The organism is Microbacterium sp. H6 (assembly GCF_003314775.1).
In the GTDB taxonomy this organism is placed as follows: Bacteria; Actinomycetota; Actinomycetes; order Actinomycetales; family Microbacteriaceae; genus Microbacterium; species Microbacterium oxydans.
In genome coordinates, this window is record NZ_QOAY01000288.1 from 343 (window position 1) to 12,161 (window position 11,819).

An 11,819-nucleotide genomic window follows, 5' to 3' on the forward strand; every position below is an offset into this window, starting at 1 on the left:
ACGCCGTGTCTGCGGGAAGGACGAGGGTTCCGGTCAGTCGGTCCTGGAGCGCGACGATGGCGGGGTGCGTTGGCATGACGCCACCGTACGACATCCCTCGGACATCGTCGATGGCGTCATGCGCGACTCACTCGCCCGCCAGACCGCCGAGCATGTGGCCGAACGAGCGCCCTTCACCCAGGTACGTGGCAGGGTCGTAGGGATCGACCGTCTCGGAGGCTCCGCGACGTGCGATCGCCTCCGCGAGCTCCTTCGCCCCCTTCTCCACACGCTTGGCGAGCGGAGCGACGTCGTCGCCCCCGCCGCCCCAATCGCTTGATGCCGCGAACACTCCGGTCGAGACGGCCTCGGCGTGGAGGTACGCGAACAGCGGGCGGATCGCGTAGTCGATCGCCAGCGAGTGCCTGGCGGTGCCCGCGTTCGCCCCGATGAGCACGGGCTTCCCGGTGAGGGCGTCCGGGTCGAGCACGTCGATGAACGACTTGAACAGGCCCGAGTAGCTCGTCGAGAAGATCGGCGTCACAGCGATCAGCGCATCGGCGGAGACCACGGTGTTGATCGCCGTCTCGAGCGCCGGCGGCGCGAAGCCGGTGAGCATGTTGTTCGTGATGTCGTGCGCATAGTCGCGCAGCTCGATCACGTCGACGCTCGCCTCGATGTCGTGTGCGGCGAGGGCTTTCACGGTCTCGGCCGCGAGGCGATCGGCGAGCATCCTGGTGGACGACGGGTTCGACAATCCCGCCGAGACGACGGCGATACGACGCGTGGTCATGTCAGGCCTCCTTCCGGCCGAGTCCGAAGGCGGCACCCGCGGGCGCCGGGGTGTCCTGGTAGGGCGAGTCCCCGGTGAGGTTGTCTCCGCGGTTCGCACCGGGGCGCGCCTGACGGGTCGGCCCGTCACCGAACTCGGCCTTGACGCGCGCGGCATGGGTCGGCGCGTCCGGCACGGATGCGGGGCGGTCCTTCGCAAGCTCCTTGCGCAGCACGGGGACGACCTCGGAACCGAGGATGTCGAGCTGCTCGAGGACCGTCTTCAACGGCAGACCAGCGTGGTCGATGAGGAACAGCTGACGCTGGTAGTCGCCATAGTGCTCGCGCATGCCGGCGTAGCGGTCGATCACCTGCTGCGGAGAGCCCACCGTCAGCGGGGTCATCTCCGTGAAGTCCTCCATGCTCGGACCGTGACCGTACACGGGCGCGTTGTCGAAGTACGGGCGGAACTGGTTCACCGCGTCCTGCGACTTCGCGGCCATGAACACCTGGCCGCCGAGTCCCACGATCGCCTGCTCGCGCGTGCCGTGGCCGTAGTGCTCGAAGCGCTGACGGTACAGCTCGATGAGCCGCTGGTAGTGCTCCTTCGGCCAGAAGATGTTGTTCGCGAAGAATCCGTCTCCGTAGTAGGCGGCCTGCTCCGCGATCTCCGGGGTGCGGATGGAGCCGTGCCACACAAACGGGGCGATGCCGTCGAGCGGACGGGGCGTCGAGGTGAAGCCCTGCAACGGGGTGCGGAACTTGCCCTCCCAGTCGACGACGTCCTCGCGCCACAGCTTGTGCAGCAGGGCATAGTTCTCGATCGCGAGCGGCAGACCCTGACGGATGTCCTGCCCGAACCACGGGTACACCGGGCCGGTGTTGCCGCGGCCGAGCATGAGGTCCATGCGGCCGTCGGACACGTGCTGCAGCATCGCGTACTCCTCGGCGATGCGCACAGGGTCGTTCGTGGTGATGAGCGTCGTCGACGTGGAGACGATGAGGCGCTCGGTCTGCGCGGCTAGTGCCGCCAGGAAGGTCGTGGGGCTGGAGGACCAGAACGGCGGGTTGTGGTGCTCGCCGATCGCGAAGACGTCGAGTCCGACCTCTTCGGCGTGCACGGCGATCGCCGTCGTCGCCTTGATGCGCTCCTGCTCGCTGGGGGTGATTCCCGTGGTGGGATCGCGGGTGATGTCGCTGACCGACATGATGCCGAACTGCATCGCCTGCGCGCCTGACTGCTCGCTCATGATTGCTCCGTGTCTCCGAACCGGACGACTCGCATCCCGTTCTATTCATTTGAATGTATCTGTGTCAACGCGCTTACATCAACTTTATTCCCGGCCTGTAGCCTCGAACGATGAGCAGTGCCGGCGCCGACGTCTCAGGGCCCACCACAGGATCGGTCCCCCGCAGGCGGAGGCGTGTGCCGTTCTGGGACAACGCACGATACGTCTGCATCGTGCTCGTCGTGCTCGGTCACGCGATCCAGCGCCTGACGTACGACTCCGACATCGCCTTCGCGTTCTACCTGGCGCTGTACGCGTTCCACATGCCGGCGTTCGCCATCATCTCCGGCTACTTCTCGAAGTCCGGCTCCCCCTCCAAGACGCAGATGGCCAGGGTGATCACGGACATCCTGCTCCCCTACGTCATCTTCGAGACGCTGTGGACACTCACCAAGTGGCTCGTCGAGGGACAGGTCGATCCGAACATCACGAAGCCGAGCTGGACGCTGTGGTTCCTCCTCGCACTCGGGATCTTCCGGCTCGTGCTCCCGTACCTCGCGCTGCTTCGGTGGCCACTGCTGTGGACAGTGGTGATCTCGGTCGGCGTGGGATACCTGCCGAACGTCGACAGCACGTTCTCGCTGTCCCGCACCCTGGGGCTCCTTCCCTTCTTCACTCTGGGCTGGTGGCTGCGCGAGCACGACATCGTGGACAGGTTCCGTCTCCTCGACTTCCGTCCCTGGTGGATCCGCGGCGGCGCCGTCGCGATCTTCGCACTGGCCGGTTGGGCCGCCTGGAACTGGCTTCCGCTGTGGCAGGCGGCCGATCTGCGGCACTGGCTCTTCTACGAGGACTCCTATGCCGATCTGGGCGGGGAGCAGTGGTGGGCCGGCGGGGTGCGGATACTCCTGATGATGCTCGCCGTCGTGCTCAGCGCCGCCTTCTTCGCCCTCATCCCGCGGGGCGCCCACTGGTGGACGACATTCGGGCAGTACACGATGTACGTGTTCCTGCTGCATTCGTTCGTGCTGTACCCCTTCCGCGAGAGCGGGGTCCTGCAGAGCCTCGAGCCGACCTGGATCTGGCTCCCCCTCGTCACCGTGGCGTCGGTGCTGATCGCCCTCGCGCTGGCGACGAAGCCGGTCAGGTGGGTCTTCCGCCCCCTGGTGGAACCCCGGCCAGGGTGGCTGTTCGCCGACCCGGCGCTCGCCTCCAAGGAGGGGCGCCGGAACGACCCGACGGGCTCACGACGCCCCCGCCAGCCAGGGCGATAGCCTCGAAGGCGTGAGCCGCGCACAGACCGTCCGAGACCGCATCGTCGAACGCATCGAGGAGACGGACTTCGGCGCTCACGGGCTGCACGTCCGCGTCGCCACCGAGACCGCTGAACATCGCTGGACCGACGACGTGCGGGAGGACGTCCACTCCATCGCGAAAGGTGTCTGCGTTCTGGCTGCGGGAATGGCAGCCGACGAGGGCGCGGTGTCGCTCGACGTGCCCGTCGGCATCTACCTCCCCGACTTCGAGCTGGGAGATGGCGTCGAGGACGTCACGCTGCGGGATCTGCTCTCGATGACCAGCGGGATCGATCTGCCGTGGTCCGAGACGCTGCTGACGGACTGGCCGGACCTGGCCCGCGAGTTCCTGCGACGCCCGTCGAGCGGACGCTCGTTCCAGTACTCGAACGCGAGCACGTACACCGCCATGGCCGCGCTCGCCGCGCGCGTCGGAGATGTCGGCGAATACCTCGACGCCCGACTGTTCCGACCGCTCGGCATCGATGACGTGGAATGGGAGCGCAGCCCTCAGGGTCGCATCGCCGCGGGAGGGGGCCTGCCCCTGCGCACCGATGAGCTGGCGCGCCTCGGCCTGTTCATCAGGGAACGCGGCGCGTGGGAGGGCCGACAGCTGATCGCCCCAGAATGGACCGACGCGATGCACACGCAATGGCGGGTCGCCGGCGAGAGCGCGGACTACGATCGCTACGCCCTTGCAGGATGGGGCGGCCCCGGGCCGGCGTGGAGACTTCACGGCGCCTACGGCCAACTGCTCATCTTCCTCGACGACGCCGTGGTGACCATCACGGCCGACGATCACTTCGGCGCCGATGCCATCGCTGCGTTCGCGGTGGAGACGCTCACGAGCACACGCGAGCCGTGACAGCTCAGGCGAACAGCGCGGCTCCCACGTAGGACCCCGGCTTCGCGCCCGCCGGCACCGCCCAGACGCCCGAACCGACATGGCGGATGTACTCGTTCATGAGGTCGGTCGACAACCGCCGCTGCAACGCGATGAACTGCGCGGGGTCGCGCTGATACGAGAGGAAGAACAGCCCGGCGTCGAGCCGACCGAGCTCGTTGTTGCCGTCGACGTAGTTGTAGCCGCGGCGGAGGATGCGGATGCCGTCGTTGTGTTCCGGGTGCGCGAGGCTCATGTGACTGTCGGCGTCGATCGCCTTGCCGTGGAAGTCCGGAGCGGTGAACTCATCGCCGCCGGAGAGCGGTGCACCCTCGCCCTTGTCGCGGCCGATGATCGTGTCCTGCTCGGAGAGCCGCACCCGGTCCCAGGTCTCGATGAGCATCGCGATCTTCCGGGCCACGAGATAGGAGCCACCGGCCAGCCACGCCGGCTCGTCCTTCGCGGCGACCCAGACGTGATCCCTCAGCGCCTCGGTGTCGTCGGCGAGGATGTTCGCGGTGCCGTCCTTGAATCCGAAGAGGTTGCGCGGGGTCGCCTGCGTCGCCGTGGTGCGCGACGTCTTGCCGAAGCCGAGCTGCGACCAGCGCAGGCGCGCGCGGCCGAACGCGATGCGACTGAGGTTGCGGATGGCGTGCACCGCCACCTGGGGGTCGTCGGCACAGGCCTGGACACAGAGGTCACCGTGAGAGGTCTGAGGATCGAGGTCGTCGCCGAGGAAGGCGGGCAGACGCTCCAGCCCCGCCGGCCGCTGCGCGGCGATGCCGTACCGGTCACCGTCCTCGTTCTCGAAGAGACCGGGTCCGAAGCCGAACGTGATCGTGAGTCCTGCAGCGGGCAGACCCAGCGCCTCTCCCGTATCGTCCGGAGGCGCCTCGGCCGGTCCGCCGACCGCGCCGGTCGCGCTGACCTCGAGTCCTTGCGCCATGCGCGACGCCGCATACGACCAGTCCTGCAGCAGGGAGATCAGGTCATCGCGGTCGGTGCGCGGCATCATGTCGAAGCTGGCGAAGTGCAGATGGTCCTGCACCGGAGTGGTGATGCCCGCCTGATGCTCTCCGAAGAAGTCGTAGGCCGAATGCGCGTCATCGGCAGCCCTGGCACGCCCCAGTGCGACTCCCCCGGTAAGGCCGGCGCCGGTCCCGACAGCGAGCCCCGCGACACTGCCACCGATGGCCAGCCCGAGAAGGCCGCGCCTGCTCAGTCCGGTCGGGGTGGATGCCCCGCCCGACGTCGATTCGCCGTGCGCGGCACCCGCTTCTGACTCGTTCACGTCCGTGATCGTATCCGGTGGGCCGACTCGACGCTGATCAGTCGAGGACCGTGCTGGTGAGCTGCGACAGCGGCTCGGCCAGGGCGTTGATCAGATCGGTGAACTCGCGCTTGTCGGCCTCGGTCAACTCCGAGTAGCCCACGAATCCGGCTGCGAGCGAACCGTGGGTCGCGAGCGAGTCCTCGAGGGCGGTGTAACCGGACTCGATCTCGGCGACCAGTTCCTTGCCCTGATCGCCCTGTGCGGCGGCGAACTCCTGCACGAGCGAGAACGCCATCTTGGAGCCCTCAACGTTTGCCGCGAAGTCGTACAGATCCGTGCCGGACCACCAGTCCTCCTCGCCGGAGATCTTGCCGGTCGCGACCTCATCGAGCAACGCGATCGCTCCGTTGGAGATGCCGCCGATGCCCTGGTCGTCGAGCGCGGTGGTGAAGTCGTCGGAGTGCACGTAGTCGTACAGCTCCTGCACGTCGGCGAGCAGCAGGTCGCCGTAATCGGCACGCTCTTCCGGTGTCGACGGCGCCCAGTCCTGCCACGCAGGGGTCTCACCGTCCGCGTTCAGCGCGTCCTGCGCAGGCACCCACAGATCCTTCTCGATGCGGTGGAAGCCCGTCCAATCGAGCTTCTCGGCGACGGCGTCGACCTCGCGGTAGTCGATGCGCGGGTCGAGGTCGCCCAGCGCCTCCGCGACGGGCTCGATGCGCTCGTAGAAGGCGCGAGTCTGCGGGAACAGGGTGCGGGCGGTCTCGTCGTCGCCGGACTCGTAGGCGGCGACGAAGTCCTCGACGGCGGGGACGAGCTGACCGACCTGATCCTTGACGAAGGCACCGTAGAGATCGACCGCCTTCTGCTTCTGCTCGGCATCGGGCCCGTCGACCGCGACACGGTCCCCGGTGACGGTGAACGCCGTCTTCCCGACGCCGTCGCCGACCATGCCCGGCTTGCAGAGGGTGAAGTAGTCGCCCGGCTGGGCGACCACGGTCAATGTGCGCGATGCTGCCGGTGCGATGTTCTCGACCTCACCCACGATGCGGAGCCCGTCCTCGGCGAGAAGGTAGAACTCCGTCACCTGACCGCTGTCGTTCTTGACGTCGAAGGTGAGAGTCCCGCTCTCGGCTGTCGACGCCGACACGGCGCAGTCGCTGTCGGTCGACGAGACGTCGAACGCCGCCGTGGCCTGTGCATCGCTCTTCGCGACGCAGCCGCTGAGGACGAGCGCCGCGGCGCCGGTGGCGGCCAGCACCCCCAGGATCCGGTGCGAGGTGGTCATGCTGCTCCTTGAGGTGAGAGGGAGGGAGATGTCGATGAGGGCTCCGTCGGGCTCTGCGGCTTCGCCGCGCGGCTCGAGCGGAGGCCGCGGATGTACAGCCATCCGACGACGGAGATGTAGAGGACCCAGGCGACGACCTGCAACCAGGTCATCGCCGGCATGAATCCGATGGTCGCCTGCAGGATCGAGGCGAGAGGGCCGCCCGGGGCGATCGTCGCCGACACGTCGAATGCCCAGCCGAAGGGGAAGGCCGCCCATCCGACGGCCACGCCCCCGGTCACCGCATCGATCGGGGCCAGAGCGGTGAACGGGCCAGGGAGCGCTCCGGCCTCTTGGAGGTCCATGAGCGCGTAGGCGAGGACACCGGCGGCGACGATCACCAGGAAGCCCCCCGTCCAGGCGAAGAAGCGGCGGAGATCGAGTCGCAGCGCGCCGCGGGAGATCAGCCAGCCGATGATCACGGCAGCGATCAGTCCGAGCAGCGCGCCCAGCAGCGCCGAGGGGGCGTCTCCGAAGGACTGGACCATCGACCACAGCAACAGCGTGGTCTCGATACCCTCGCGCGCGACCGACACGAAGCCGATGGCGATCAGGGCCCAGAGCCCGCCGGCGGTGAGGGCGCGATCGATACCGCCCTCCAGCGTGGCCTTCATGCTGCGACCAGCGCGCTGCATCCAGAAGATCATCCAGGTCACCATGGTCACGGCGAGCAGCGAGAGACCTCCGCCGATCAGCTCCTGCGCCTGGAACGTCAGTTCGTACGCACCGAACGTGAGCACAGCTCCGATGCCGAGCGCCAGGACGATAGCGAGACCGACTCCTGCCCACATCTTCGGGAGGGCATCCTTCCGGCCGAGACGACGGAGGTAGGCGACGAGGATACCGACGACGAGCGCGGCTTCGAGACCCTCGCGGAGCCCGATGAGAAAAGTGGCGAGCACGGAAAACACTCTCTGCGGTGACTGAGGTAAGGCGGCCCTTACCGAAGGATGACTCTAGCACCGCGATCGACGTGCTCCGAACCCCGACGGCGGGAAGTAATGGATTGCAACACAGAGCACCCTCCCCGTCCAGGCGACGTAGCCTCGGTCCATGGCTGAACTCTCGCTCCCCGTCCTCGACCTCTCCCAGCTCGACGAAGGCCCCGACTCCGCCGCACGATTCCGTGAAGAACTGCGGGCCGCGACGCACGACGTCGGTTTCTTCTACCTCACCGGCACCGGGATCTCCCCCGAGCTCGAGGCCCGGCTCCATCAGGCGGCGCTCGACTTCTTCGCCCTGCCCGAAGAGGACAAGCTCGCGATCGAGAACGTGAACAGTCCGCATTTCCGCGGGTACACCCGAGTGGGCGGCGAGCGGACGCAGGGGAAGGTCGACTGGCGCGAGCAGATCGACATCGGCCCCGAGCGCGAACCCGTCGACGGCGGCCCCGCCTTCAACCGGCTCACCGGCCCCAACCTCTGGCCCGCAGCCCAGCCGGAGCTGAAGGAGATCGTCACGGAGTGGCACGACACCCTGACCGAGATCGCGCGCAAGCTTCTTCGCGCCTGGGCTGTCACTCTCGGCGCAGACGAGACCTACTTCGACGAGCCGTTCCGCGATCCGTCGACTCTGATCAAGATCGTGCGATACCCGGGCACGGACGAGCCGGAACCGCAGCAGGGCGTCGGAGCGCACAAGGATTCCGGTGTGCTGACGCTGCTGTGGGTCGAGCCCGGCAAGGGCGGACTCCAGGTCGAGCGTGACGGTGAGTGGGTCTCTGCTCCCCCGGTGCCCGGCGCCTTCGTCGTCAACATCGGCGAGCTGCTGGAGTACGCCACCGGCGGATACCTCAAGGCCACGAACCACCGTGTGATCTCACCGCGGGCACCGGAGGAGCGCATCTCGATCCCGTTCTTCTTCAACCCCGCGCTCGATCAGCAGCTGCCACTGCTCGAGCTCCCCGCTGACCTCGCTGCGCAAGCGACCGGAGTCACCGAGGATCCCGGCAATCCGATCCATGCGACCTACGGCGAGAACGCGCTCAAGTCTCGGCTTCGTGCGCACCCCGATGTCGCGGCGATCCATCACCCCGACCTCGTCGGCGCGACCGCCTGAGGGACGTCACAGTTCCGCCCCACCGCTGAGGGCGACGATCTCGCGCAGTGCCTGAAGGTGCGCGGCGAAGGCATCACGCCCCGCCTTCGTCGGACGCACCCAGGTGCGCGAGCGCCCCCCGACCGTGCCTTTGCGCGCGACCACATACCCGGCGGCCTGCAGGTGCGCGATCGCCTTGCTCAGGGGCGAGTCGCCGCACTGCAGCATCTCCCGCAGGGCTGAGAAGTCGAGCTCCATCCCGTCGCCCAGTCCGGCCATGAGGGAGAACCGGATCGGCGAGGCGAAGTTGTCGTCCAGCCGCGTGCGCGGGTGCGGGACGGAGGCGGACTCACGCACGTTCGCCGTGCCCCGCGACGAAGGAGACAGCCACGAACGACGCGATCACGCCGGCACCGGCACACACGCCGGCGATTCCTGGGTTGCCGAGGGATCCGGATCCCACGACGATGCCCACGGGTATGCAGGCGGCGACGAAGAAGACGGTGAGGTGCGGCCAGCGCCAGGACGCGCCGACTGCGGGGAGACCGAGCTCGGAGGCGGAGGCGGCGATCCACGCCACGAGGCACAGCATCACGAGCAGGGTGATGACGCTCCTCAGCACGTCGTCCGGCGATCCCGCGAGCATCGTCAGCACGGCGAACGCGACGCCGACGAGCACGGTGCCCCAACGAAGCCGACGCGGCAGCGGCCGGGGAGCCGGACGCGGACGACGCGGGTCACCCGCAGCCCGTATGAGCTGCACGACGCCATGCCCTCCGACTCCGACGAGCACGATGGCTGCCGGGATGAGCACCACCCCGACGGGAAGTCGCGTATCCAGAGCAGCGAACCCGAACACCACGAAGGCACCGATGACGATCACTGCGCCGCCGAGCAGCAGCGGCCACCGCGAGCGCGTCATCCGCCACTGCATACCCGTGCGCTGCGCCATCCCGGCGGACAGCTGCCCCCAGACCAGGAGAGTGAACAGCACGATCTGCGACGCCAGCACGTCGTCCTGCCGGAGGACGAGCGCGAAGGCGACGAAATACGCCGCCATGACCACGGCGTTGCCGATCTGCAGTCGGGCGAGAGCGCGTCGGTCGACGGCACGGTCACGCCGGTCCACCACCGCCTCCACCGTCTCGAGATAGCGCCGAGCGGTCTCCGGGTCCGGGGGCACCAGAGCGTCCTGACCTTCGATCGGCTTCTGCTCCATGACGACCTCCCCCGCTTTCCAGGTGGAAAGCTCTATGACTTTCCTATCGGAAAGTCAGGCGGGTGGCAACCGGCACCGCTACGCACGCGGGCACGACGAAGGCCGCCCCACACCGTGGGACGGCCTTCTCAAGAATGTTCTGCGCGATTGAACGCAGGGGTCGCGGTGCCTTAGCGGCGAAGTCCGAGACGCTCGATCAGCGAGCGGTAGCGCGCGATGTCGATGTCCTGGAGGTAGCCGAGCAGACGACGGCGCTGACCCACGAGCAGGAACAGACCACGACGCGAGTGGTGGTCGTGCTTGTGCTCCTTCAGGTGCTCGGTGAGGTCCTTGATGCGCTGCGTCAGCATCGCGACCTGCACCTCGGGGGATCCGGTGTCACCGGGGTGCGTCGCGTACTCTTCGATGATCGCCTTCTTGACGTCTGCTTCCAGTGCCATAGATTCGATCCCCTTTCAGCTTGTTGCGCGGCGCCCGACGCCTGATGCGTGGGCTCTCTTTATCCGCGGCCGATCAAACGGCAACCTGACGAGTCTACCAGTCGTCGGCTCGCTCGGGTGACACGGGCACCGAAGGGATGTCGGCGGTGGTCAACTAGTCTCGAACCGTGCAGAAGCAGTCCGAAGCGTGACCCCCAGACGCGGTCATCTGATCGACCTCTCCCCTCTCGCATCCAGCCCCGCATTCGCCCGGATGTGGATCGGCTCGACCCTGGCGGGCATCGGCGGCCAGCTCACCATCGTGACGGTCATGCTGCACGTGTTCGAGCTCACGCAGAACACCTTCGCCGTCTCCATGATCGCCGTCGCCGGACTGGTACCCATGATCCTCGCCGGCCTGTACGGCGGGATGCTCGCCGACGCGTTCGACAGGCGCCGGGTAGCACTCATCGCCGCCACCGTCACCTTCGCCTCCACAGCGCTCCTGGCCGCGCTCACCTGGACGGGCACGGAGACGATCTGGTGGCTGTACGCCCTGAGCATGATCAACTCGGCCGCCAACTCCGTGGGCATGGCGACGCGCACCGCCATCGTCCCGCGTCTCATCCCGCGGGAAAAGCTCGCCGCGGCGTCGGCACTCAACGGCGTCGCCTTCGGGCTCACCGTCATGGCGGGTCCCGCGCTGGCTGGCCTCCTCGTGGCCCTCACCGGCTACGGATGGACCTACACGATCGACGTGGTGCTGATGCTGTCGATGTTCCTCGGGCTGTGGACGCTGCCGGCGTTGCGCCCGGAGGGCGAGGTCGTCCGCCCCGGACTCGAGTCTCTGGTCGACGGCTGGCGGTTCCTCCGCAGGGCCGGCAACATCCGCATGCAGTACATCATCGACATCATCGCGATGACGTTCGGACAGCCGCTCGTGCTGTTCCCGGCGCTCGGCACGGTTCTCCTCGGCGGCGGAGCACTGACCACCGGCATCCTGACGGCCGCGGTCGCCGTCGGGACCTTCACCTCGAGTCTGTTCTCCGGCCGCGTCGTGCAGTACCGCTGGCACGGTCGAGGGATCGCGAGAGCCGTCGAGGCTTACGGCGCATCGATCCTGCTCTTCGGCGCCGTGCTGCTCATCGGCGCGCTCTCCGCACCGGCGAGCGAGGTCGAGCCACACGTGGGCCTCATCATCGCCGCGTGCATCGCACTGGCGCTCTCCGGCGCCTCCGACAACGTCAGCTCGATCTACCGCAACACGATGATGCAGGCCGCCGTGCCCGACGCGATGCGCGGACGCCTCCAGGGACTCTTCGTCGTCGTCGTCGCCGGCGGCCCCCGCGTCGGGGCGCTGTACGCGGGGACGCTCGCGACACTGACG

At 67.9% G+C, this 11,819-nt stretch carries 12 protein-coding genes; 4 read left to right on the plus strand and 8 right to left on the minus strand.

Features of this window, described 5'->3' with window-relative positions; all coding sequences use genetic code 11:
• Positions 1 to 127 precede the first annotated feature (127 nt).
• Entirely contained in the window at positions 128 to 772 is a 645-nt protein-coding gene (locus tag DSP71_RS18500; RefSeq protein WP_113681780.1) for an FMN reductase, read from the minus strand.
• A gap of 1 nt (position 773) precedes the next feature.
• Positions 774 to 2,000: an LLM class flavin-dependent oxidoreductase gene (locus DSP71_RS18505; RefSeq protein ID WP_046748303.1), complete on the minus strand. Its 1,227-nt coding sequence runs from the start codon at positions 1,998 to 2,000 to the stop codon at positions 774 to 776.
• Between the two features lie 110 nt (positions 2,001 to 2,110).
• On the opposite strand from DSP71_RS18505, the gene DSP71_RS18510 reads away from it, so the two are divergent.
• Positions 2,111 to 3,253: an acyltransferase family protein gene (locus DSP71_RS18510; protein ID WP_113681781.1), complete on the plus strand. Its 1,143-nt coding sequence runs from the start codon at positions 2,111 to 2,113 to the stop codon at positions 3,251 to 3,253.
• A gap of 10 nt (positions 3,254 to 3,263) precedes the next feature.
• A complete protein-coding gene (locus DSP71_RS18515) occupies positions 3,264 to 4,139 on the plus strand; it encodes a serine hydrolase (RefSeq protein ID WP_058630515.1) in 876 nt (291 codons plus the stop codon).
• A 4-nt stretch (positions 4,140 to 4,143) separates the two neighbouring features.
• Here the strand turns inward: DSP71_RS18515 and efeB are convergent, their stop codons facing one another.
• Genes efeB through efeU form a run of 3 tightly spaced genes read right to left on the minus strand, consistent with a single transcriptional unit; the run spans position 4,144 to position 7,659 of the window.
• The gene (efeB, locus tag DSP71_RS18520) at positions 4,144 to 5,448 is read right to left on the minus strand and encodes an iron uptake transporter deferrochelatase/peroxidase subunit (RefSeq protein ID WP_179515949.1); all 1,305 of its coding nucleotides are present in this window, start codon (positions 5,446 to 5,448) and stop codon (positions 4,144 to 4,146) included.
• 37 nt (positions 5,449 to 5,485) lie between these two features.
• Complete coding sequence (gene efeO / locus DSP71_RS18525; RefSeq protein ID WP_113681782.1) at positions 5,486 to 6,718, minus strand: iron uptake system protein EfeO; 1,233 nt, start codon at positions 6,716 to 6,718, stop codon at positions 5,486 to 5,488.
• Entirely contained in the window at positions 6,715 to 7,659 is a 945-nt protein-coding gene (gene efeU / locus DSP71_RS18530; protein ID WP_113681783.1) for an iron uptake transporter permease EfeU, read from the minus strand. The genes efeO and efeU overlap by 4 nt, the downstream gene beginning before the upstream one ends.
• Before the next feature lie 151 nt (positions 7,660 to 7,810).
• Here efeU and DSP71_RS18535 point away from each other — a divergent pair, with 151 nt between their 5' ends.
• The gene (locus DSP71_RS18535; RefSeq protein WP_058630512.1) at positions 7,811 to 8,815 is read left to right on the plus strand and encodes an isopenicillin N synthase family oxygenase; all 1,005 of its coding nucleotides are present in this window, start codon (positions 7,811 to 7,813) and stop codon (positions 8,813 to 8,815) included.
• 6 nt (positions 8,816 to 8,821) lie between these two features.
• Here DSP71_RS18535 and DSP71_RS18540 read toward each other — a convergent pair whose 3' ends face one another.
• The 3 genes from DSP71_RS18540 to rpsO all read right to left on the minus strand — a co-directional run bounded on the left by DSP71_RS18540 (position 8,822) and on the right by rpsO (position 10,453).
• Positions 8,822 to 9,151 carry a transcriptional regulator gene (locus DSP71_RS18540; protein ID WP_058630511.1) on the minus strand — a complete coding sequence of 110 codons (330 nt, stop codon included), beginning with the start codon at positions 9,149 to 9,151 and terminating at the stop codon, positions 8,822 to 8,824.
• Positions 9,144 to 10,013, minus strand: a complete 870-nt coding sequence (locus DSP71_RS18545) for a hypothetical protein (RefSeq protein WP_061015466.1) — start codon at positions 10,011 to 10,013, stop codon at positions 9,144 to 9,146. Before DSP71_RS18545 ends, DSP71_RS18540 begins: the two co-directional genes overlap by 8 nt.
• A gap of 170 nt (positions 10,014 to 10,183) precedes the next feature.
• On the minus strand, positions 10,184 to 10,453 hold the full coding sequence (rpsO, locus tag DSP71_RS18550; RefSeq protein WP_017830938.1) for a 30S ribosomal protein S15: 270 nt from the start codon (positions 10,451 to 10,453) through the stop codon (positions 10,184 to 10,186).
• Between the two features lie 187 nt (positions 10,454 to 10,640).
• Here rpsO and DSP71_RS18555 point away from each other — a divergent pair.
• Positions 10,641 to 11,819, plus strand: a 1,179-nt coding sequence (locus DSP71_RS18555) for an MFS transporter (RefSeq protein WP_113681785.1), incomplete at its 3' end; no start/stop codon positions are given.

What these genes read in the sequence shown, in the direction of transcription:
- DSP71_RS18500 (WP_113681780.1), bottom strand. Translation starts at nt 772, where the DNA reads ATGACCACGCGTCGTATCGCCGTCGTCTCGGCGGGATTGTCGAACCCG.
- DSP71_RS18505 (WP_046748303.1), bottom strand. Translation starts at nt 2,000, where the DNA reads ATGAGCGAGCAGTCAGGCGCGCAGGCGATGCAGTTCGGCATCATGTCG.
- DSP71_RS18510 (WP_113681781.1), top strand. Translation starts at nt 2,111, where the DNA reads ATGAGCAGTGCCGGCGCCGACGTCTCAGGGCCCACCACAGGATCGGTC.
- efeO (WP_113681782.1), bottom strand. Translation starts at nt 6,718, where the DNA reads ATGACCACCTCGCACCGGATCCTGGGGGTGCTGGCCGCCACCGGCGCC.
- DSP71_RS18535 (WP_058630512.1), top strand. Translation starts at nt 7,811, where the DNA reads ATGGCTGAACTCTCGCTCCCCGTCCTCGACCTCTCCCAGCTCGACGAA.
- DSP71_RS18545 (WP_061015466.1), bottom strand. Translation starts at nt 10,013, where the DNA reads ATGGAGCAGAAGCCGATCGAAGGTCAGGACGCTCTGGTGCCCCCGGAC.
- rpsO (WP_017830938.1), bottom strand. Translation starts at nt 10,453, where the DNA reads ATGGCACTGGAAGCAGACGTCAAGAAGGCGATCATCGAAGAGTACGCG.